The following is a 20,870-nucleotide window of genomic DNA, read 5'->3' as shown; positions in this document are numbered from 1 at the left end:
GAGCAGATCGCACACCTGCTCGACGACGAGACTCACGCGCCGCGAGCGGCCTCGATGACTCGGGCGACGTGGTCGGACGAGAACACGTCCTCGAGCGAGACGCGGGCGCCCGACGCATCCGTCAGCGGCACCCGCCAGTTGGGATACTCGTCGACCGAACCCGGCTGATTCTGGGTGCGCCGGTCGCCCGTGGCATCGGGCAGCGACACGCAGCGCAGCCGCGCCGGGGTCTGCGCGAGGAAGCGGTGCAGCGCGTCGACGATGTCGTCGTCCGACGCGACGGCGCCCAGCATGCCGCGGGAACGGAGCACGTCGAGCCACGACTGTCGCTCAGCGCGCGCGGCCGCGAGTTCTTCGGAGACGGGGCGGGTGAGCAGTCCGAGGCGCTCGCGCAGCTCCACGTGATCGCCCGCGAGGTAGCTCAGGGTCGGCGGCAGGTCATGCGTCGTCACCGAGCCGAGGCACCCCGTGCGCCACGCCTCGGCCGGGAGCGGGGCGCCGTCGCCGCTGTAATCACGCTCGAACCACAGGATCGAGGTGCCGAGCACTCCCCTGCTCGCCAGATAGTCCCGCGTCGACTGCTGCACCACGCCGACGTCCTCACCGACGATCACCGCACCCGCTCGCACGGCCTCGAGGCACAGGATGCCGACGAGCGCCTCATGGTCGTAGCGCACGTACGTGCCGTCGGCAGCTGACCCGCCCGCCGGCACCCACCACAGCCGGAACAGGCCGGCCACGTGATCGATCCGCACGCCGCCCGAGTGCGCGAGCACGCCGGCGACGATCTCGCGGAACGGCTCGTAGGCGGCGTCGGCGAGCGCGTCGGGGTTCCACGGCGGCTGGGACCAGTTCTGCCCGGTCTGGCTGTAGGCGTCCGGCGGCGCACCGACCGTGACGCCGCGCGCGTACACGCTCTGCAGGCGCCAGGCGTCGACGCCGCCCGGATCCACACCCACCGCGAGGTCGTTCAGCACCCCCAGCGCCATGCCATGCCGCCGCGCCGCTGCCTGCGCCTCGTCAAGCTGCTCGCTCGCGAGCCACTGCAGCCAGCGATGGAAGTCGACTCGACGCCGGTTCGCCCGCGCGAAATGGGCGACCTCGAGCGAGCGCGGGTCTCGCAGCTCCGCAGGCCACTCACGCCAGTCGGGCCCGTGCACCTCGGCGAGCGCGCACCAGCGCGCGAAATCGTCGAGGCTGCGCCCGTTGGTACGCTGGAACCACCGGTACGACGCCTTGCGCGCCGGCGTCCGCGGTACGGCGTAGATCTTCTCGAGCGCGGCGCGCTTGGCGCGCCACCCCGCGTCGCGCTCGACCGAGTCGACGGCCGCGACCTCGTCGGCGAGCTCCTCGTGCCACTGGTCGATCTCCTTGCGCACGCGGCGCTTGAGGCGGATGAACTCCGGCACGCGCTCGGGCCGCAGGTACATCGGATTCGTGAACCGCCGGGTGGTCGGCAGATACGGCGAGGGTGTCATCGGCTCGGTCGGCGCGACGGCGTGCATGGGGTTCGCGAGCACGAAGTCCGCGCCGTGCTCCGTGGCGGACCAGACGGCGAGATCGGCGAGATCGCTCAGGTCACCGACCGCCCACGACCCTTCCGACTGCACCGAGTAGAGCTGCACCGCGAAGCCCCACCCCGGCGTCTCGCGCAGATGGCCGGGCAGTTCGAGCTGCGCGGGCGTGACGACGAGCCGCATGTCGGCGTCGCGGTCACCCGAGCTGGCGCGCACGAGGTGATAGCCGAGGGGCAGATCGGCGGGGATCTCGACGGATGCCTCGCCGACGAGCTCTCCGTCGATCTCCTGCGCAGGATTCCAGTTGTCGACCTGTGTGAGCCGGCGCGCGGGGCCGCCGGTCTCCAGCTCCACCCACGCCTCGAGGGGCGCGCCGTCGGGCACGTGAACGTCGATGCGGGCACTGTGCCCCGCGATGACCACGCGCACCGGCGGCAGCATGCGACGCCACGGGGCGAGTCGGCGGTCTTCGATCGCAGCGGCCGGGTCCGATGCATCCGCCCCCATCGCGCTGAGGATCGCGCTCAGCGTCGCGTCGGGCACGTCGACGTGCTTGCCCTGCCAGTTCGTGTATTCGGTCGCCACGCCGTAGGCGGCGGCAAGCTGCGCGAGCACCGGGTCCGTCACACCAGAATCATGTCAGCGGGAGCCGTCCGTGCGACAGGTCTTGCGGGCACGTAGCGTAAGCCACGTCATGAAGAGCAATTCCGAGCACAGGCGCGTGCGCCGCACGCCGATGACCCTCGACGAGGCGCTGCAGATCGAGCAGCAGCTCGCCCGGGGCACCCTCGACATGAGCCTGCCCGGAACGCAAGAGCTCGTCGACGAGGCCAGGCGGGTGCACCTGAGCGCCGAGCTCTGGGGCGAGAAGCGCACGGATCAGAAGCGGCGTCAGCTGCGCATCGTCCTCTGGGCGGGTGCGGGGCTCGTGACGCTGTACATTCTGGGGCTCGTCGCCATGCTCGCGTTCTCCCGCTAGCCCGGGCCCTTCCGCCACTTAGTGGTGGAAGCTCGGCCGCATAGCGGTGGAAGCTCCGCCACTTAGTGGTGGAACCCCGCCTTGGCGACGGGCGCGGGCGGCGGCGCATCGAGACTGTCGAGATAGTCGACCGCCTTGCGGATGTCTGCGAGCAGATCCCTCGCGAGGTTGCGCCCGAGCCCGTTGCGCACGACGATGCGCTGGACCGTCACGGTGTCGAGATCGGCGGGCATCGGGTAGGCCGGCACGAGCCATCCGTGCGCGCGCAAGCGGTCGGAAAGGTCATCGAGGTCCCACTTGCGCTCCGGATCGGGGCGCAGCGCCCAGGCGAAGACGGGAATGTCGCTGCCGTCGCTCCACAGCTCGAACGGGCCCATCTTGGCGATCTCGCCGGAAAGGTACATCGCCACGTCGCGCGTCGCGGACTGCACGGCGGTGTAGCCGGCGCGCCCGAGCCTGAGGAACGTGTAGTACTGCAACAGCACTTGGGCGCCGGGCCGCGAGAAGTTCAACGCGAAGGTCGGCATGTCACCGCCGAGGTAGCTGACCCGGAACACCAGTTCCTCGGGCAATTCGGCCGCGGTGCGCCACAGCACCCAGCCGAGCCCCGGGTACACGAGCCCGTACTTGTGAGCCGACGTGTTGATCGACGAGACGCGAGGCAGCCGGAAATCCCACTCCAGCTCGGGCTGCAGGAACGGGGCGATCATGCCGCCGGATGCGCCGTCGACGTGGATCCGCACGTCGAGCCCGGTGCTCGCCTCGATCGCGTCAAGCGCGGCCGCGATCTGCGCGACCGGCTCGTAGGCGCCGGTGTAGGTCACTCCCATGATGGCGACCACGCCGATCGTGTTCTCATCGACGTAGTCCTCGAGCCGGTGCCCGTCGAGAACGCGGTGCTCGTTCGTGACCGGCACGTAGCGCGCCTCGACCTCGAAGTAATTGCAGAACTTCTCCCAGCACACCTGCACGGCGGAGCTCATCACGAGGTTCGGCTTCTCGGTCGACTTCCCCGCCGCGCGTCGCGCCTGCTGCCAGCGCCGCTTGAAGGCGAGGCCGGCGAGCATGCACGCCTCCGACGACCCGATGGTCGAGGTGCCGATCGCGTGTGCCGGGTCAGGTTCGTGCCACAGCTCGGCGAGCATCCGCCAGCACCGCTCTTCGATCGCGGCGGTCTGCGGGTACTCGTCCTTGTCGATCATGTTCTTGTCGACGGTCTCGGCGTACAGCCGGTTCGCCTCGGGCTCCATCCAGGTGCCGACGAACGTCGCGAGATTGAGGCGCGCGTTGCCGTCGAGCATCGCCTCGTCGTGGACGATCTGATACGCCGTCTCCGGCAGCATCTCGTCGTCAGGAAGGCTGAACAGCGGCACCTCGGCGGACTCCCCCGGCCGTGCGAAGAGCGGATTCAGATCGACGCTGTCGCCGCGCAGGCCCCGGCGGTTCGAAGAAGGTCGTTCAGACACGCGGTCAGCCTAGGCCGCCCGGGCGGCCGTCTCGCGCGCGTCCCAGTGTTTTCCCCCGGCGGGGCACGTAAAGTTCCCTGCGTGACCAGGTCCCGATCCCGCGGCGCCCGCGCTGCCGCCGCCCTGCTCGTGCCGCTCGGCGTGGCCGTGCTCGCGGGGTGCTCCGGTTCGGCGAAGCCGCTGGCACACGCGGCACCTGTGGCATCCGCCGCTGCGTCGACTTCCGCTCCGACGTCGCCCAACCCGTCAACCACCCCGCCAACCGCGACGCCGACACCGACCCCGACCACAACCTCGGCGCCGGTCTCGGCAGCCCAGCAGCGCCAGGTGACATACGCCCTCACGTACTGGAAGAACTACAACTCCTCGGTCTACGGCAACGACAACCCGAACGGCGGCGACTGCGCGAACTTCGTGAGCCAGACGCTGATCCAGCGCGGCTGGAAGATGAATGCGACCTGGTACAACCACGGACAGGGCGCGATGAGCCCGGCGTGGGCGTACGTGCCGGCGATGCTCGACTACTTCCAGGCGAACCAGGCGGCTCTCGGGCTCCAGCAGCTCGGCATGGACGACCGCACGAAGTACGCCGTCGGCGATGTGGTGATGTTCTGGTGGAAGAACGCCGACGGCAGCTACGACTCAGGGCCTGACCACGTGCAGGTGATCGACCGCATCACGACGACGAACGGCCACATCTCGGTCGAGATGGCGAGCCACAACGACGACTTCGACTACCGCGACCTCGACCACGAGATCACCGTTGAGCACCCCGGGGCGAAGTTCCTCGTGTGGCATCTGACTCGGGATACGAACTAGCGCCGTCGTTGGCGGTTCGGTCGCCGGCAGCGTCTGCGCTATCGGATGTCTCCCCGCCAGCGCCTTCAGCGGCAGTCCCCTCGCCGACAGCGCGCGCTCGATCCGGGTGGTAGACCCAGGCGCGGTACAGCAGGAAGCGCACCACGGCGCCTACCGCAGCGCCGATGAGGTTGCCCGAGATGTTGTCGGCGAGCAGTGAGCGGAAGCCGAGCACGTAGTGGGAGACGAACAGGATGATCAGGTTCGCCGCATACCCGGCGCCCGCGACCAGCACGAACTCGACGAACTCACGGCCGGCGTCGGCACGGAGGTTGCGCCGGAACGTCCAGTACCGCGTGCCGAGCCACGCGGCGACCGTCGCGAGTGCCACGCCGAGCGTCTTGGCGACGAGCGGCTCGCTGAAGAATCCGGCGGGCGAGACCCGCAGCACGTTGAACAGTGCAACGTCGAGCACGTAGCAGACGCCGCCGACCATGCCGAAGCGCACGGCGTCGCCAACCAGCTGCATGAGCTTCGACGGCTTGTGCGGCATATCAACAATGGTGCGCCACTCCGCTATGAGTTTCAGCTAAGAATTGGCAAAGACGCCCGCTGGGCAGCATCCCGCAGGAATCCGGCGTACCCGCCCGGCGACCGTCCGATCGGTCGCCCTGAGGTCAGCACCGGGATGTCGTAGGCGCTCGTCACCCGCGCACCGTCGCTGCGCAACGCCTCGACGAGACGCGCGTCCTCGTGCTCCCGCACCGCCGGGAAGCCGCCGACGGCCAGGTAGCGGCTGGCTCGCACACCGATGTTCGCGCCGTACACGGGTGCGCCGCTCGTCGCTGCGTGTGCGAGCGGCGTGCCCCGCAGCTGCGCGGGAAGGTCTCTCTCATCGGGCGCGACGGTTCCGAGCACGACGTCCCAGCCGTCGTCCGCGAACTCCAGCTGCGCGGTGAGCCAGTTCTCGGGCACCTCGGAGTCGCCGTCCGTGTTCGCAAGCCACACACGCTCGCTCCGCGCGCGGCCGAGCACCCCCAGTGCCGCATCAACGCCGCTTGCCCGCGCCCGCCCGACCCCGACGGAGTCCAGCGTCAGGACCCCGACGGGCCAGCGCGCCGCGATCCGCGCCGAACCGTCCGTGCACCCGTCCAACGCGATGACGACGTGGGACTCGATGGTGCCCGGCAGCGCGCCCAACGCGCGGACGATCGCGGCGAGACTGCGATCGAGGCGATCCTCCTCATCGCGCACCGGAACGACGACGGCGACCGCCTCGATGACCGCGGAGCGGGAGCTCCGCATCACGCCAGACCCGTGTCCTCGGCGACGGAGGTGCCCGTGCGCGTGAACACCTCCAGCAGGAAGTCCTTCTCGTCATGCAGCACAGTGCGCACCAGCTCGGATCGTGCCCGCAACGCCTCGTGCACCTCGTCGCCCGAGAGCGGGTACTCGGCGACCGCATGACGCCAGTGGCAGGCGAGCAGCGCCCCGTCGGGAGCGAGTGCGGAAAGCATCCGCTCGATGCCCGCATTCAGCTCGTCCCCCCAGTAGTAGCCGACCTCCGACAGCACGATCAGGTCGAATTCACCGGGCGGCCACGCGCGCGGCGTCGCGTACCGGCCGAACGTGACGTTCGGCTCGGTCACGCGCTGGCGGGCCCGCTCGAGCGGCGTCTCGGCGATGTCGATGGCGAGCAGGCTGTCGGTGCGGGCCGCGAGCGCGGCGGTGAGGATGCCTGTCGCGCACCCGACCTCGAGCGTGCTGCGGAACGCGAGACGCGGCAACGCGGCAAGAGTGATCGCGCGCTTGCGCTCTTCGTACCAGCGGGTCTCGAACCCCCAAGGGTCCGTGTTGCCGTCGTAGAAGTCCTCGAAGAACTCCGCCGACATCGGGCCGCTGTGCTCCACGTAGACCTCTTCTCTGCGTTGGAAGTGCTGCTGAATCGCCGGGCCGAGCATCACTTCGTCTCCCGGCGCCTCCGAGAGCGGCTGCGTCTGGCTCGGGTACGCGTCCATCGCCGCCTGCTTCTGGGCGAGCAGGGCGTCGTCAGCGTGCAGGGCGCTGAACCGCGACCACGGAACCTCGGGCGACTCTGGCGTCGCCCAGTGCCACAGCCAGATCGGGTATTCGATGAGGCGCAGGCCGTGCTCGCGGGCGAGCTCGTGACCGAGTGCCCCGGCCGCGTCGTGGTCGCCATGGCCGTCGGCGCACCACGGAGTGACCAGGATCGGGGGCACGCCGCCGGCGATGATCTCCTCGAGGCGTGCTCGCAGCTCGCGTCGTGCCCCGGCCAGACCTGCATCGGGGAGCCCCAGCGTGTGCAAACGTGCCGTCGGCGCCAGCGCCGCAACCGCGTCGCGCACCTCGACCCGGCGCCGGGCGCGCAGCTGCTCGGGAGTGTGCGTCGGCGACTGCGGGTGCGAGCCCTCGCCGTCGGTCGCGATCACGACGTCGATCGACCACCCGCGCCGCCCGGCGAGCGCAATCAGCGCCCCGGCACCGAGACTCTCGTCGTCGGGGTGCGCTGCGACAACAAGCAAGCGCCCCGCGCCGGGGAGTTCCAGCTCGGGCAGTGCCGCCCAGCCGGGCGCGGCGAGCCACGCCTCTTCCGAGGTGCTGTCGTCGAGATGGGTGAAGGTCACCACGGCTGAGCCCCTGACTCGAGGATGGCGCGGCCGAGCGCCGCCTCGTCCCGCTCGGCGTGATGCTGGCGAACGTAGAGCTGAAGGTCGGCCACGCGGGCCGCATGATCCGCGTCGAGCGCGAGGGGCGCGGGGCCGAGTGCGTGCCCGACCCGCTCGAGCACCAGCTCGACGGCGGACGCCACGGTGTTCCGGGTGCGCAGCATCAGCACCGCCCAGTCGGGCTCGGTGCCCTGGCCGCGACGGTCGATCAGCTCTGCGGCGGTCGTGAGCGCCGCCCGCGCCGAGGACAGCGCGCCGTCGACCGCCCCGAGGTGCGCAAGCCCGAGCTGGTCGGGCTCACGGGTGCGGGCAGCGCGGATCAAGGCGCGCGCGACACCGATGGCGCCCCCGAGCCAGCACGCGGCCACTCCGATGCCGCCCCAGAAGAACCCGGGCCGCGCGAGGTACCAGCCGGCACCGCCGACCGGAACGGCGCGCACCCCCTCGAACCGCACGGGCGCGCTGACCACCTGGGTGAGGCCGCGCGGCGCCCAGGGGCCCGCCTCGGCGGTCACGCCCGGATCCCGCAGGGCGACGGCGAAGAGGCGCCGGTCGCCGCCGGGCACGGATGCCGTGACAAGAGCGTGGGTGAGCTCACCCGCGAGCGAGCACCATGGCTTGGTTCCGTTCAGCCACCAGTTCTCTGCGGCGTCCTCGGTCGCGTCGAGGGCGAAGCCCTTCCCCTCTGCGGCGAAGACCCCCCACGTGCTGTCGGCGTCTGCGCCGATCGCACCGAGGTCGAGCGGCGCGGGCAGCTGACTCAGGATCGCGAGCGCGTCGAGATGAGGCTCCATCACGCGCGCCGCGGCGACGTCGATCGCCGCCGCCTCCACGAAGAACTCCCACAGCTGCAGCGAGCTGCCGGTTCCCGGCGCAGGGGCCCAGCGCCCGACATCCGTCGCCCACTCAAGCGCAGGCCGTACTGCGCCGCGCACCGCCGAGAGCCGGGCGAGGGCCTGCTGCGCATCGCGCGACAGGCCCTCGCCGGACTCGAGAACGCCAGCGCTCACGCCGACGGGGTCCGGTTCTCGGCGCTGACCATCCACGAGAACTTCTCGAGCCCCGCGATGATCGCGTGCAGCAGGTCGGCGCTGGTCGGGTCCTCATCATCGACTTCGTCGTGCACCTCGCGGACCGTGGCGACGGCGGCGTCGAGGCGGGCGGTGATGAGGTCGACGGTCTCGGCCGTGTCGATCTCGCCGTTCGGGTACGGCGGCAGCGACGTCTCCTTGACGACGGTCGCAGTGCGGCCGTCCGGCGAGGCATGCAGGGCCCGCAGGCGCTCGGCGACATCGTCGCTGAACTCACGGGCGGCGTCGATGATCTCATCGAGCTGCAGGTGCAGGTCGCGGAAGTTCTTCCCCACCACGTTCCAGTGCGCCTGCTTGCCCTGCAGGTGCAACTCGATCAGGTCGATCAGAACGCGCTGCAGGTCACCGATCAGCTGGGCGGACGCCTGAAAGCCCTTCTCGGCGTTCTCCTCACGCACACTGTGCGGGCCTACGCTCGACGCGGCTCGCGTGCTGCTTGCCTTCGACTCCGTGCTCTTCGACGACGTAGCGGTAGCCATCTGCTTTCCCTTCGTTGGTCTGTCCACGTTCTTCCCGCGCGTTTCGCAGTACCCCGTGAACCCTCTTCAGCATTCCCTGTCGGAACGAGGGCCGACACCCCCTTGATTCGGCGTCGGAAAGTCCGGCATGCGGGCCGCCGGGCGCCCCGGCCAGCCACGGCCGGACGGGACACGACGCGACGACCGGTCTCATCGCCGCCCGCGCACCGCTCCGGCTCCCGCGCCGAGCAGGGTGATCGCCGCGGCGCCGAGTCCCAGCCCGATCGCGGCGGCCGTGGCACGGTGCGTGATCGCCCACGTCTGAGGCGATGTCCCGTGCGCCCTGTCGTCGAAGATGCCGTGCGCCCCGTGGTCGCCAGGGACGGGCTCGTAGAGGTTTGCGGGAAGCATCCGTTCGTGCTTGTCGGCGGCCTGCTGACCCGAATAGCCGGTCTTCGCCAGGTACCAGTCCGCGACGCGCGTCGACAGCCGGTTCCCGACGATCGTCACAACGGTCATCTCGCCGACCCAGGTGCGGCGGCGCGGATGCTCGGCGACGTGCGCCACGGCGCGCGCGCCGACCTCGGGCTGGTAGATGGGCGGTACCGGCTGCGGGTGATGCTGCAGCGCGCTCTTGACCCAGTTGAACTGGATGGTGTTGAGGGCGGGCATGTCGACCTCGGAGAGCAGAACCCGGCTGTGGTTGTGAAGGAGCTCCGTCAGGACCGACTCGGTGAAGCCCTTGATCGCGTGTTTGGAGGCACAATACGCGGCCTGCAGCGGGATGCCCCGGTGGGCGAGCGCCGAGCCGACCTGGATCACGTGCCCGCGATCCCGCGGGACCATGCGGCGCAGCGCCGCGCGGGTGCCGTTGACGAAGCCCAGGTAGTCAACCCGCGTGGCACGCTCGAAATCGTCGGGATCGGTAGTGAGGAACTCGCCGAAGACACCGGTCATCGCGTCGTTCACCCACAGCTCGATCGGGCCGAGCTCCTCCTCGACGCGGTCGGCCGCGGCTTCCACGGCCCGATGGTCGCTCACGTCGGTGGGAACAGACATCCCTCGTCTGCCGAGTGCCGTCACCTCGGCCACCGCACCCGCCAGGCCGTCCTCGCCGCGCGCCAGAACCGCGACGTCCCACCCGCGCCTCGCGAGTTCGACCACAATGGCGCGGCCGAGACCCGCCGAGCCGCCCGTCACGACGGCGACACCCTTCGAACCGTATGCAGCAGCCAACTCGTTCTCCTCTTCTGGTTGCCGAATGAACTTCGGCGACGACGGAAACCACCTAAGTCAGTCCCCACCGCAAGGAGTTCCCATGAGCCGCGTTCGCATCGAGCCCACATCCCTCGAACTCGCCCGCACCATGACGGGCCTCGTCAACCTCTTCCAGCCGGAACGACGGCCGATCGCCCGCCGCGGCCTGCGCATCGCCGGCGCGCGCCATGTCGTGCAGGCAGCGGTCACTCTCGCCGCGCCCGAACTGCGCGTGGTCGGATTCCTCGTCGACGGGCTCCACGCCGTCTCCATGCTCGGCGTGGCGCTCACCTCGAAGCGGCTGCGTCGCCCCGCCGTCACCCAGGCGGCTCTTGCAGCCGCCTTCGCCGCCGCCGAATTCTGGACGCTGCAGGACGAACCCGTGCCGGTTCTCGCCCGCGCCCGCCGCCCGCGGAGACGCTTTCGCTCAGGGAAAGCTACCTTTAGGGGGTGACTGGTGAGGAAGAACCGCAGACCGAGGCCCACGAGACCCGGGAAGCGACACTGACGTTCGGCGACCTCGGGCTCAGCGACGCCGTGCTCAAGGGGCTGAAAGACGTCGGCTACGAGACCCCGTCGGCGATTCAGGCGGCGACGATCCCGCTGCTGCTGGAAGGGCGCGATGTCGTCGGCCTCGCGCAGACCGGCACGGGCAAGACGGCCGCGTTCGCACTGCCGGTGCTCTCCCGCCTCGACGTCTCGCAGAAGAATCCCCAGGCCCTCGTGCTCTCCCCCACACGCGAGCTCGCCCTGCAGGTCTGCGAGGCATTCGAGAGCTACGCGTCGCATCTGCGCGGCGTCCACGTGCTGCCCGTCTACGGCGGCCAGGGCTACGGCGTGCAGCTGTCGGCGCTGCGCCGGGGCGTGCACGTCGTCGTCGGCACCCCCGGTCGCATCATGGACCACCTCGACAAGGGCACCCTCGACCTGTCCGAGCTCAAGTACCTCGTGCTCGACGAGGCCGACGAGATGCTCAAGATGGGCTTCGCCGAAGATGTCGAGACGATCCTCGCCGAGACGCCCGACGAGAAGCAGGTCGCCCTGTTCTCGGCGACCATGCCGGCAAGCATCCGCCGCATCTCGAAGCAGTACCTGCGCGACCCGCAAGAGATCACGGTCAAGACCAAGACCACGACCTCGGCCAACACCACGCAGCGGTACCTCGTCGTGTCCTACCCGCAGAAGGTCGACGCGCTCACTCGCATTCTCGAGGTCGAGAACTTCGAGGGCATGATCGTGTTCGTCCGCACGAAGAACGAGACCGAGACCCTTGCCGAGAAGCTGCGCGCTCGCGGCTACACGGCGGCGGCGATCAACGGCGACGTGCAGCAGGCCCAGCGCGAGCGCACTGTCGAGCAGCTCAAGTCGGGGAAGCTCGACATCCTGGTGGCGACCGATGTCGCTGCCCGCGGCCTCGACGTCGAGCGCATCAGCCACGTGGTCAACTACGACCTGCCGATCGACACCGAGTCGTACGTGCACCGCATCGGCCGCACGGGCCGCGCCGGCCGCAGCGGCGCGGCGATCAGCTTCGTCACCCCGCGCGAGCGACGGATGCTCTCCGCCATCGAGAAGGCGACGCGCCAGCCCGTCACGCAGATGCAGCTGCCCACCGTCGAAGACATCAACTCGACGCGCCTCACCCGCTTCGACGACGCCATCACGGCGGCGCTCGAGCAGCAGGACCGCCTCTCCGACTTCCGCGACATCGTCGCGCACTACGTCGAGCATCACGACGTGCCCGAGGTCGACGTCGCGGCCGCCCTGGCCCTCGTCGCTCAGGGCGACGAGCCGCTCCTGCTCTCCGCTGACGACGTGCTGGCGTTGCCGCGCGAGCGCGAGGACCGTCGCGGCGACCGCGGCGGGGCGGGCGACCGGCGGGAGCGCGGCGGCGCAGGCGAGCGTGACCGGGGCGGTGCCGGCGGCCGCAGTGCGCGCGGCGAGCGCTCCCGCAGCGGCCCCCTGGCGCCCTACCGCATCGAGGTCGGCCGCCGCCAGCACGTCGAGCCGCGCCAGATCGTCGGCGCGCTCGCCAACGAAGGCGGCCTGAGCCGCGACGACTTCGGTGCCATCAAGATCTTCCCCGACTTCTCGATCGTCGAGTTGCCGGCTGAGCTCGGCAGCGACACGCTCAACCGGCTCGGGGGCACGCGCATCAGCGGCCAGCTGATCGAGCTGAAGCCCGATCGCGGGCGCAAGGCGCGCGCGCCGCGTCACAGCTGAGCGGCGGCTGCGGCGGCGGCGCGAGTCATGCGGTGGGGTCGGGCGTGAGCGGATGCCTGATCGCGGGTACCGCACGATCATGACCGACAAGCAGCACGACGACAACACCTCGAGCAACGACGAGACGAAGCAGAACACTCAGGGCGTGCCGAGCGGTGAGGCGAACTCCGAGGAAGCCGACACGGCCTCGGGCGGCGCGCCCGACGATTCGGGCGACCAGGCCTGACTGACGGCGCCCGGCACTCCCGGCGGCACGCCGGATCGTCGCGTTGCCTCTCCCGGCGGCACACCGGGCCGTGGTACTACGGGAGCATGATCGTCTGGTTCGGGGCTCACCGTGGCTGAGCAGTCGACGCGTTACGTCCGCCCCGGCGCGTTCACGAATCGCGTGTTCAACCCCTTCATGGGCTGGCTGGTGCGGCGCGGCCTCCCGCTCAAGGGCGCCGTGATCCTCGAAGTGACCGGCCGCAAGTCCGGCGAGCCCCGAACCACGCCCGTCAATCCGCTGCCTCTGAACGGAGAGCAGTACTTGCTTTCGCCGCGCGGTGTGACGGAGTGGGTCCGCAACGTCCGCGTCTCGGGGCAGGCCGCGTTGATCACGAGGGGCGGACGGCAAGCGATCGACGTGGTCGAGGTGCCCGACGAGCACAAGATCCCGATCATCCGCGCCTACCTGAAGGCGTGGGCGTGGGAGGTCGGGGCCTTCTTTGAAGGCCTCAGCGTGAAGTCGAGCGACGCCGAGATCGCGGCGGTCGCCTCAAGCTTCCCCGTCTTCCGTGTCGCGCCGCGCGGCGGGCGGAGTTGACGGAGGCGGTCCCGCGCGGCGAGGCGCCCGGACGCGTCGCCGGCGGCCGCGGCGAATACGTGGCAGACGCCGTGCTCTTCGACATGGATGGCACGCTCGTCGACTCCACCGCGATCGTCGAGGCCGCCTGGGGCCGCTTCGCTGACCGGTTCGGCCTGAATGTCGAAACGATCCTCGCCTATTCGCATGGCCGCCAGACCCTGGATACCGCGTGCGCGTTCGCCCCCGAGGGCGCCGATCCCGATGAAGCCGCGGCCGACCTGCACGAGTGGGAACTCGTGCACACCGAGGGAATCATCGAAGTGCACGGGGCCGCGGCACTCGTGCGTGCGCTCCGAGGTGCCCGCGTCGCGGTCGTGACCTCGGCGCCCCGAGATCTCGCGGTGCTCCGACTGCGGGCAGCCGGCATCGACGTGCCCGACGTGCTCGTCTGCGCCGAAGACGTCACAGCGGGCAAGCCGGACCCGGCGGGTTATCTGCTCGCCGCCTCGGCCCTCGGGGTGACCGCCGACCGGTGCATCGTCTTCGAGGACGCGGACGCAGGCATCCGTGCCGCACTCGCCTCAGGCGCGCAGACGATCGTCGTCGGCGATGTGCATTCCGAAGCCACCCGCCCGCTCGACCGGGTTCGCGACTTCAGCGCGATCAGCGTCGGCCTCGACGCCGACGGGACCGTGCGCCTGCGCCTGTGACCTGATCGGTGCCGGCATCCGCATGCGTGAGGCGCGCGATCGCCGTTCCAGTGCTCGAATTGCGCACGACCGCCGGGCGCGTCTCGTAGCGTTGAACACATGTCTCTTGAGAGCGTCAGACAGCACTTGAAAGCGTTCGGCCGAGACGGCGACATCCTCGAATTCGCGACCTCGAGCGCGACCGTCGACGAGGCCGCCGCGGCGATCGGCGTTCCGCCGGAGGAGATCGCGAAGACCCTGTCGGTCTACTCGGCCGACGGCGGCTCCGCGGTCCTGATCGTCGTCGCAGGCGACGCGAAGCTCTCGAGCGGAAAGTTCAAGCGCCGATTCGGGCACAAGCCGCGCTTCCTGGCGGCCGATGATGTCGAACCACTGACCAGCCACCCCGTGGGCGGAGTATGCCCGTTCGGGGTGCCCGAGGGCACCGCGGTCTGGCTCGACGAATCGTTGCGTCGTTTCGCTCGCGTGTACCCGGCGGCCGGCAGCCGCAGCTCTGCGATCGGCGTCGACATCACCGAGCTCGAGTCGCTGACCGGCGCCGCCGGCTGGGTAGACCTGTCGCAGGACACCGAAACGGCCGTGTAGTCAGATTCCCCGTGCGCTGATCGGCAGCTGCCAGCCCAAGGTCGCGAAAACCCACCATCTGATGTTCGCGCCGGAGGTTGAAATCGGGGCAGAGGTAGAATTGCTGCATCGGAGTAGAAACGCCCTCGGCGGCCCGGTCCGGGTCGTAGGCGCGAGTACACGCGGCATCAAGTGATCCGCCACTTCTTCACGTCGAAGGAGTGGCCATGCAATCCCGTATTCGCCCGCGCCCGGGCTCACGCGCCCTGCTCGGAGCATCCGATTCGCCCCAGACCCTGAGCGAGGCGTGGCCTGCGCTCGCCGGGCTGTCGGCCGTGTTCCTGTTCGAGATGCTCGACAACTCGATACTGAACGTCGCGCTGCCGACGATCGGCCGCGATCTCTCCGCCTCCACGATCTCGCTGCAGTGGGTCAGCGGTGCGTACTCGGTGCTGTTCGGCGGCCTCATGCTCGCTTTCGCGGCGCTGGCCGACCGGGTGGGGCGGCGCAGAGTCATGCTCGTGGGGCTCGTGTTCCTCGGCATCGCGAGCCTCGCGACGCTGCTCGTCCAGAACGTGTGGGAACTGATCGCGGTGCGCGCGCTCATGGGCACTGCCGCCGCGATGACCACGCCGGGCTCCAACGCGCTCGCGTTCCGGCTCTTTCCCGGCGATCAGCTGCGCGTGCGCGCGATGACGCTCATTTCCACGGTCGGGGTCGTGGGGCTCGCGATCGGCCCGACCGTCGGCGGATTCGTGCTCTCGTTCGCTCCGTGGCAGACGCTGCTGCTCATCAACGTGCCGATCGCCGCACTGGCGTTCATCGGCATCCGCATGGGTGTGCCGGCCGACGATCGCGCCGGGCTGCACCGCGACCCGATCGACCTCGCGGGCGCCTTCCTCGGCACCGCCGCCATCGTGCTCGCGCTGCTCTCCCCGACCCTCTTCGTCGATGCCGATGCGCCTGCTGCACTGCCATGGATCGCCGCCGCGGCGGCGGTTGCGGCGGGTGCGGGCTTCGTCCTGCGAGAGCGGAGCGCCAGGCATCCGCTGCTCGACCTGCCGCTCATCGCCCGGCCACTCGTATCGAGCGGTCTGGCACTGAAGGCCGCCACGGGCCTGGCGACGGCCGGACTCAGCTATCTCGTCACCCTGCACCTGCAGTTCGATCTCGGGTGGACTCCCGTGGAAGCGGCACTCGGCATGCTGCCTCAGGTCGTCGTCCTGCTCGCGGGAGGGTCGCTCGTGAGTCCGCTCATCACGAGGCTCGGACTCACCACCGCCGCATGGCTCAGCGCCATTGCCGTCGTCAGCGGCCTCGCCGTCTACACGGCCCTCAGCGAGTTCGGTTACGTCTGGATCGCACTCGCACTCGCCCTCGTCGCGGCCGGAATGCGCGTCGTCGGCGTGGCCGCAGGGACCAACGTGATGCGCGGGCTGCCCGCCGACCGCACGACCGTCGGAGCCGCCCTCGTCGACACCGCCAGCGAAGTCACGACCGGCGTCGGCGTCGCCATCGCCGGCACGATCCTCGCGCTGATGTTCAGCGGGACCATCACTGCCGGCGACTGGACGGCGCACCAGACGATCGAGTTCCGTAACGGTGTCACCTATGCCGGCCTCGCGTTGACCGTGCTGTCGGCCCTGCTCGTCGGGTGGGGCGTGGCGCGCGGCGCCCGGCCGGCCGTGGCGCCCCGGTGACGTCTGGGTAGGACAAACTGTCCCACAGACTTCCGCTGCCTTCCCCGCACTGTTGATAACGCACCCGCGAAGGGGTGCGTTGCGAGAAGAGGACAAGATGACAGCGAAGACGTGGCTTATCACGGGTGCGGGACGGGGCTTCGGCCACGAGATCGCGCGGGCGGCCCTCGAGGCCGGCGATCAGGTGATCGCGACAGCCCGAAACCCGGAGCAGATCGAGGCGGCACTGCCGGGGCACGAGGATCACCTGCTTGCCGTGCGATTGGATGTCACCGACAGCGTCTCCGCCGCAGACGCCGCTCAGGCCGGACTCGAGCGCTTCGGTCGGATCGATGTGCTCGTGAACAATGCCGGCTACGGTCAGGCCGGTGCATTCGAGGAGCTCACGCCGCAGCTCATCGACCGGCAGTTCCAGACGAACGTATTCGGCACGTTCAACGTGACACGCGCGGTGCTTCCCGCGATGCGCGCCCAACGATCCGGCCACATCCTCAACATCTCGTCGCTGCTCGGAGTCGTCGGAACCGATTGGTGGTCGGTGTACTGCGCGACCAAGTTCGCCGTCGCCGGCTGGTCCGAAGCGCTCAGCAAGGAACTGGGCTCCTTCGGCATCCGCGTAACCTCAGTGCACCCCGGCCAGTTCAGCACCGACTTCCTCGACCCGAGCTCGCTCGGAATGACGGACTTGCGCATCGATGACTACCGTTCACTTGATGCTGAGCGTCGCGATTTCGTCAGCGGCCGAAATCACGACCAGCCGGGCGACCCGCAGAAGTTCGCCGCCGCGATCCTGACACTCGCATCCCTCGAGCAGCCGCCCGTCCGCTGGGCAGCGGGCAGCGACGCGCTCGCATCCTTCCAGGGGCGCGCGGCCCAACTGCAGGACAGCGCCGCGCAATGGCACGAGCTGTCGAGCTCGACCGACTCCGCGGCTCAGACGAAGTAGTGGCCCGCTTCGATGTCGTCGAGGAGGCTGACGTGCGTCGGCGCCCACCCGAGGAGTTCCTGGGTCAGCGTGCTCGAGGCGGGCATGTCAGTGGCGAGAAGGGCTCCAAGAGGCATCCCGAACTCGTCGGCTGAGCGTGACTGCACGGGCACTCCGACACCGCGTCCGATCACTTCGGCGATGTCACGGAACGCAACGCCCTCGTCCCCCACCGCGTGCAGCACCGAGCCGCCGGGAGCCCGCTCGACAGCGATCCGGTACAGGCTCGCCGCGTCCTTCACGTGCACAGCCGGCCAACGATTCATGCCGTCGCCGACATAGGCCGACACGCCGCTCGCCCTCGCGCGCGAGATGAGCTGTGGGATGAACCCGTGATGCTCACCTTCCCCGTGCACGGATCGCGGGATCATGACGAGGGCCGCTCGAACTCCGCGATCGGCAGCCGCAAGGACCGTCTGCATGTTCCGGATCCGCGCCGCGATAGGGCCTTCCGCCACGAGTTCGTCCCGCTCGGTGGCCGGGCGCCCCGGCACAGTGATCGTCGCGCCGGTGACGAGCAGCGGCTTGTCCGTGCCCTCCAGCGCGCTGGTGAAGACATCGATTGCGGCGGCGTCCGCCGGTGCGCCGCCGATCTGGCCGAGCTCGTGGGCGTAGGCGAGGTGGATGACGCCATCGCTCTCGTGCGCGGCGCGCCGCAGCACATCGAGGTCCTCGAGGCTGCCGCGCCTCGCCTCGGCGCCCGCGCTCTCGATGGCAGCGGCCGCGGTGTCCGACCGGGCGAGCCCGACCACGTCATGGCCCGCGGTGATGAGTTCTGGAACGACGGAGGACCCGATCCACCCGGACGCGCCGGTGACGAAAATACGCATGTGATGCTCCCCACGATGATGCGACTGCGTTGCATCAAACGTAAGTGATGCGACACAGTCGCGTCAAGCGAGTGCGACGGAGTCGCGTCGTTTATCGTGTGACGATGAGCAGATGGGCGCCGGACGCGCGGGGGCGACTTGAGGATGCCGCGCGCGAGCTGTTCTCCACGCAGGGATACGAGGCGACGACGGTGGCGCAGATCGCGGAGCACGCCGGGCTGAACCGGGCGACCTTCTTCCGGCACTTCGCCGACAAACGCGAGATCCTCTTCGGCCGAGAGGACGAGCTCGCCCCGCTGTTCTCGCAGGCGATCCGAGCTGCGGCACCGGATGCCGACGTTCCGGCCTGCGTGACGACAGCGTTGGAGGCTGCGGACCAGAGGCTCACGACGACGGAGCGCCCCATGGTGGTGCTGCGGCGCAGAATCGCCGACGAGAACCCCGAGGTACGTGAGCGCGGGCTGCTGAAAATAGCCCGGACAAACGCGGCCGTGACCGAAGCGCTCACCGAGCGCGGAATCGAGGACCTCACCGCCCGTCTCGCGGCCGAGATGCTGATCATGGCATTCAGCGTCGGACTGCGCGAATGGGTCGACGCGGCGGCCGACGGCGCGCCATTCTCGCGCTACGCGACGACAGCTTTCAAGGCGATCCGAGAGCGCGCCGGCCGCCTCGGGGACGTGCCAGCCCTGCCGCGGTGACGCGTGGTCAGTTGATGATCTGTCCCCGCTCATCGGAGCGAAGTGCTGTGATCCGCTCCTTCCAGGCGCGAAGCGACTCCGGCGTCTGACGGGTCCACTCGGTGACCTCGCCGAGGACGCGGAGGGGGTCGCGGCTGCGGTACGACCGGGTGGGGTTGCCGGGAAACTTCTTGTCGGTCACGTTCGGGTCGTCTTCGAACTCGCCGACCGGTTCGACGAGATACACCCGCGGCGTCGCATCTCCCCCAGCGAGCTCTGCGGCGATCTCGGCGGCCAGCCCCGCCCCGTCGGGCAATGCCGTGAAGTAGATGTGGTTCATGACGACCTCGGGGCGGTAGTTCGACCGCCGCCCCGCGGTCAGGAGCTCACCGACTCGAAGGTCCGCAATGCTGCCATGGAAGAACGGACCATCATCCAGCGTCGCACTCACCACACGACAGTAACCGAGCACGACGGCACAGGCAGTGTCCGAGCCCAGCGACGGCTGAATCGCCCCGAGACGCGCGGCACCGGGCCGGCTACCAGTCGCCGAGGCGACCGGGCGCGCGCGCCGCGGCATCCGTCGGTTTCACCCGGCCGCTGGCCGCGATCGCGTCGGCGCGGCTGCTCACGCCCATCTTGCGGTACAGCGATCTGAGCTGGGTCTTGATCGTGTTCGGCGAGACGTGCAGAGCGCGCGCGATGTCGGCGACCGTCTCATGCGCTGTCAGGGCGTCGAGCACCCGACGCTCCCCGTCGGTGAGCGCCCGCGAAAGTCCGTTGCCGGAGCTTGCGAACCGCAGACCGGCTGTCGCGCTGTCGAAGTCGTGCGCCGATGCCGGAGCCAGATGGCCGCGGATCAACGGGATGAGAGGCGCCGGCAGCGTGGTGGCCAGACGGCGATAGCCCCGACGGGCGACGGCGTCGGCGATCTGCTCAGCGAGTCGGGACGGGATCTGGCCGGTCTTGAGAGCTTCGACCCGTGCCGTGAGCATGTCCACTTCGGCGCGCTGGATCAGCGGGAGGGCCGCGCGCGTGCTGATGTAGCGCAGGTCTTCTCGAGCCTGCATGTAGTCGCCGTGATGAATGGCCGCCTCGACCGCAGCGAGCCGCGTCATGGGGCCGCGGGACCGCGCGGATTGGATCGCGCGGTCAGCGGCAGCGAGGTCGCCGAGCGCGAGAAGCGCGGTGATCGTTGTCGAGTCGATGACGTCCGCCGAGAACGCTCCCGCCTGTATCGGATGCGTCGCTGCCGCGATGCTCGATTGCTCGATCGCCTCGGCGGGTTCGTGCCGGGCGATGGCCAGTCTCGCTTTGGCGAGCACCTCAAGCGGCCACACCGTCTCGGAGTTGTCGAAGGTGGCGAGGCCGGCTATCCGCTCATCCACGTCGTCCGCGAGTCGCTCCACACTGATCAGCGCGGCGGCGGCGCGTTCGCTGCCGTACGAGGAGCTGGCATATGCTCCGCTCGGTGCGGGCTGTGCCGCCGCCTCGTGCAGGGCCAACTCGGCCTCCGTCAGTGCTCCGCGGATCGCCTGGACGATCGCGATGCGACCGGTCGCGCTGCGCGCCGCGTTCTGGGACCCCGACGCGATCCCGATCTGGCGCGCGATCCCGAACTGGCGCAGAGCTTCCACCGTGTCACCGGCAAGGAGGAACGTCGAAGCGATCTGGTGATGGAACAGCCAGAGCGGCCCGTCGTCGCGCGACATCGCGGCGAAATCGTTCTGCTGAATCCACGCGCGGAGCCGCCGTGCCGCGCTGAGCGCACCCGCCACGTCGCCGCTGACCCGAGTCGCCGTGACCTGGGCCATGATGAGCAGCCCCGCGGCCGCCGGGTCGGAGGCGGCCAGCAGATCATCGAAGTCCGCTGAGGCGAAGGGGCGATCGGTGCGTGCCTCGACGACCCCGATCGGATGCGCGAGCCGCAGCACGGGAAAGCGGTCCAGCAGCGGGCCGGGCAGCGACGCGATCGCCGCCTGAGCCGCGGCGAAATCCCCGTTGTAGAAGTGCCACATGTTGTGCATCAGGATCTCGGCGACGCGCTCGGGCGCCCTGCACGCTACGGCCTCGGCGAGCGCTGCGTCGGCGCCCGTCCCGTTCTGTGCAGCCACGAGTCCTCCTGCCCGCCCAGTGCT

At 69.8% G+C, this 20,870-nt stretch carries 22 protein-coding genes; 11 read left to right on the top strand and 11 right to left on the bottom strand.

Features of this window, described 5'->3' with window-relative positions; genetic code table 11:
• Positions 1-32: 32 nt before the first annotated feature.
• A complete protein-coding gene (malQ, locus tag ACFOYW_RS04245; RefSeq protein ID WP_390227441.1) occupies positions 33-2,144 on the bottom strand; it encodes a 4-alpha-glucanotransferase in 2,112 nt (703 codons plus the stop codon).
• 67 nt (positions 2,145-2,211) lie between these two features.
• On the opposite strand from malQ, the gene ACFOYW_RS04240 reads away from it, so the two are divergent.
• A complete protein-coding gene (locus ACFOYW_RS04240) occupies positions 2,212-2,496 on the top strand; it encodes a hypothetical protein (RefSeq protein WP_390227440.1) in 285 nt (94 codons plus the stop codon).
• A gap of 62 nt (positions 2,497-2,558) precedes the next feature.
• Here the strand turns inward: ACFOYW_RS04240 and ACFOYW_RS04235 are convergent, their stop codons facing one another.
• A complete protein-coding gene (locus ACFOYW_RS04235; RefSeq protein WP_390227439.1) occupies positions 2,559-3,962 on the bottom strand; it encodes a glutamate decarboxylase in 1,404 nt (467 codons plus the stop codon).
• Positions 3,963-4,043: 81 nt separating this feature from the next.
• On the opposite strand from ACFOYW_RS04235, the gene ACFOYW_RS04230 reads away from it, so the two are divergent.
• Positions 4,044-4,781 carry an amidase domain-containing protein gene (locus tag ACFOYW_RS04230; RefSeq protein ID WP_390227438.1) on the top strand — a complete coding sequence of 246 codons (738 nt, stop codon included), beginning with the start codon at positions 4,044-4,046 and terminating at the stop codon, positions 4,779-4,781.
• Here the strand turns inward: ACFOYW_RS04230 and ACFOYW_RS04225 are convergent.
• The 6 genes from ACFOYW_RS04225 to ACFOYW_RS04200 all read right to left on the bottom strand — a co-directional run bounded on the left by ACFOYW_RS04225 (position 4,720) and on the right by ACFOYW_RS04200 (position 10,232).
• Positions 4,720-5,313 carry a GtrA family protein gene (locus ACFOYW_RS04225; RefSeq protein ID WP_390227437.1) on the bottom strand — a complete coding sequence of 198 codons (594 nt, stop codon included), beginning with the start codon at positions 5,311-5,313 and terminating at the stop codon, positions 4,720-4,722. The genes ACFOYW_RS04230 and ACFOYW_RS04225 overlap by 62 nt on opposite strands.
• 32 nt (positions 5,314-5,345) lie before the next feature.
• A complete protein-coding gene (locus ACFOYW_RS04220) occupies positions 5,346-6,065 on the bottom strand; it encodes a glycosyltransferase (protein ID WP_390227436.1) in 720 nt (239 codons plus the stop codon).
• Positions 6,065-7,408 carry a PIG-L family deacetylase gene (locus ACFOYW_RS04215; RefSeq protein ID WP_390227435.1) on the bottom strand — a complete coding sequence of 448 codons (1,344 nt, stop codon included), beginning with the start codon at positions 7,406-7,408 and terminating at the stop codon, positions 6,065-6,067. The genes ACFOYW_RS04220 and ACFOYW_RS04215 overlap by 1 nt, the downstream gene beginning before the upstream one ends.
• Positions 7,402-8,457, bottom strand: coding sequence for an acyl-CoA dehydrogenase (locus ACFOYW_RS04210; protein ID WP_390227434.1), 1,056 nt, complete (start codon positions 8,455-8,457; stop codon positions 7,402-7,404). Before ACFOYW_RS04210 ends, ACFOYW_RS04215 begins: the two co-directional genes overlap by 7 nt.
• Positions 8,454-9,017, bottom strand: a complete 564-nt coding sequence (locus ACFOYW_RS04205) for a Dps family protein (RefSeq protein ID WP_390227432.1) — start codon at positions 9,015-9,017, stop codon at positions 8,454-8,456. Before ACFOYW_RS04205 ends, ACFOYW_RS04210 begins: the two co-directional genes overlap by 4 nt.
• Positions 9,018-9,206: 189 nt before the next feature.
• The gene (locus ACFOYW_RS04200; protein WP_390227431.1) at positions 9,207-10,232 is read right to left on the bottom strand and encodes an SDR family oxidoreductase; all 1,026 of its coding nucleotides are present in this window, start codon (positions 10,230-10,232) and stop codon (positions 9,207-9,209) included.
• Between the two features lie 82 nt (positions 10,233-10,314).
• Here ACFOYW_RS04200 and ACFOYW_RS04195 point away from each other — a divergent pair, with 82 nt between their 5' ends.
• The 8 genes from ACFOYW_RS04195 to ACFOYW_RS04160 all read left to right on the top strand — a co-directional run bounded on the left by ACFOYW_RS04195 (position 10,315) and on the right by ACFOYW_RS04160 (position 17,183).
• Positions 10,315-10,707, top strand: a complete 393-nt coding sequence (locus ACFOYW_RS04195; protein ID WP_390227430.1) for a hypothetical protein — start codon at positions 10,315-10,317, stop codon at positions 10,705-10,707.
• Positions 10,704-12,476: a DEAD/DEAH box helicase gene (locus ACFOYW_RS04190; protein WP_390227429.1), complete on the top strand. Its 1,773-nt coding sequence runs from the start codon at positions 10,704-10,706 to the stop codon at positions 12,474-12,476. The genes ACFOYW_RS04195 and ACFOYW_RS04190 overlap by 4 nt, the downstream gene beginning before the upstream one ends.
• Before the next feature lie 79 nt (positions 12,477-12,555).
• Complete coding sequence (locus ACFOYW_RS04185; protein WP_390227428.1) at positions 12,556-12,702, top strand: hypothetical protein; 147 nt, start codon at positions 12,556-12,558, stop codon at positions 12,700-12,702.
• Positions 12,703-12,813: 111 nt separating this feature from the next.
• Entirely contained in the window at positions 12,814-13,281 is a 468-nt protein-coding gene (locus tag ACFOYW_RS04180; RefSeq protein WP_390227427.1) for a nitroreductase/quinone reductase family protein, read from the top strand.
• Positions 13,278-13,973, top strand: a complete 696-nt coding sequence (locus ACFOYW_RS04175) for an HAD-IA family hydrolase (RefSeq protein WP_390227425.1) — start codon at positions 13,278-13,280, stop codon at positions 13,971-13,973. The genes ACFOYW_RS04180 and ACFOYW_RS04175 overlap by 4 nt, the downstream gene beginning before the upstream one ends.
• Before the next feature lie 99 nt (positions 13,974-14,072).
• Complete coding sequence (locus ACFOYW_RS04170) at positions 14,073-14,558, top strand: YbaK/EbsC family protein (protein ID WP_390227424.1); 486 nt, start codon at positions 14,073-14,075, stop codon at positions 14,556-14,558.
• Positions 14,559-14,764: 206 nt separating this feature from the next.
• Positions 14,765-16,237 (top strand): MFS transporter, encoded by a 1,473-nt coding sequence (locus tag ACFOYW_RS04165; protein WP_390227423.1) that lies wholly within the window; start codon positions 14,765-14,767, stop codon positions 16,235-16,237.
• Positions 16,238-16,334: 97 nt separating this feature from the next.
• Positions 16,335-17,183 carry an SDR family NAD(P)-dependent oxidoreductase gene (locus ACFOYW_RS04160; RefSeq protein ID WP_390227422.1) on the top strand — a complete coding sequence of 283 codons (849 nt, stop codon included), beginning with the start codon at positions 16,335-16,337 and terminating at the stop codon, positions 17,181-17,183.
• Here ACFOYW_RS04160 and ACFOYW_RS04155 read toward each other — a convergent pair.
• Positions 17,171-18,052, bottom strand: a complete 882-nt coding sequence (locus tag ACFOYW_RS04155) for an SDR family oxidoreductase (RefSeq protein ID WP_390227421.1) — start codon at positions 18,050-18,052, stop codon at positions 17,171-17,173. The two genes, ACFOYW_RS04160 and ACFOYW_RS04155, sit on opposite strands and share 13 nt — an antisense overlap.
• Positions 18,053-18,156: 104 nt before the next feature.
• Between ACFOYW_RS04155 and ACFOYW_RS04150 the strand changes: the two genes are divergently transcribed.
• A complete protein-coding gene (locus tag ACFOYW_RS04150; RefSeq protein WP_390227420.1) occupies positions 18,157-18,753 on the top strand; it encodes a TetR/AcrR family transcriptional regulator in 597 nt (198 codons plus the stop codon).
• Positions 18,754-18,760: 7 nt separating this feature from the next.
• Here ACFOYW_RS04150 and arr read toward each other — a convergent pair whose 3' ends face one another.
• Both arr and ACFOYW_RS04140 read right to left on the bottom strand, forming a co-directional pair.
• Positions 18,761-19,183: an NAD(+)--rifampin ADP-ribosyltransferase gene (gene arr, locus ACFOYW_RS04145; RefSeq protein WP_390227419.1), complete on the bottom strand. Its 423-nt coding sequence runs from the start codon at positions 19,181-19,183 to the stop codon at positions 18,761-18,763.
• 88 nt (positions 19,184-19,271) lie between these two features.
• Positions 19,272-20,846 carry a helix-turn-helix transcriptional regulator gene (locus ACFOYW_RS04140; RefSeq protein WP_390227418.1) on the bottom strand — a complete coding sequence of 525 codons (1,575 nt, stop codon included), beginning with the start codon at positions 20,844-20,846 and terminating at the stop codon, positions 19,272-19,274.
• Positions 20,847-20,870: the final 24 nt, after the last annotated feature.

The sequence above is a fragment of the Gryllotalpicola reticulitermitis genome (genome assembly GCF_042651345.1).
Taxonomy (GTDB): Bacteria; Actinomycetota; Actinomycetes; order Actinomycetales; family Microbacteriaceae; genus Gryllotalpicola; species Gryllotalpicola reticulitermitis.
This window is presented reverse-complemented; position numbering and strand designations above follow the sequence as displayed.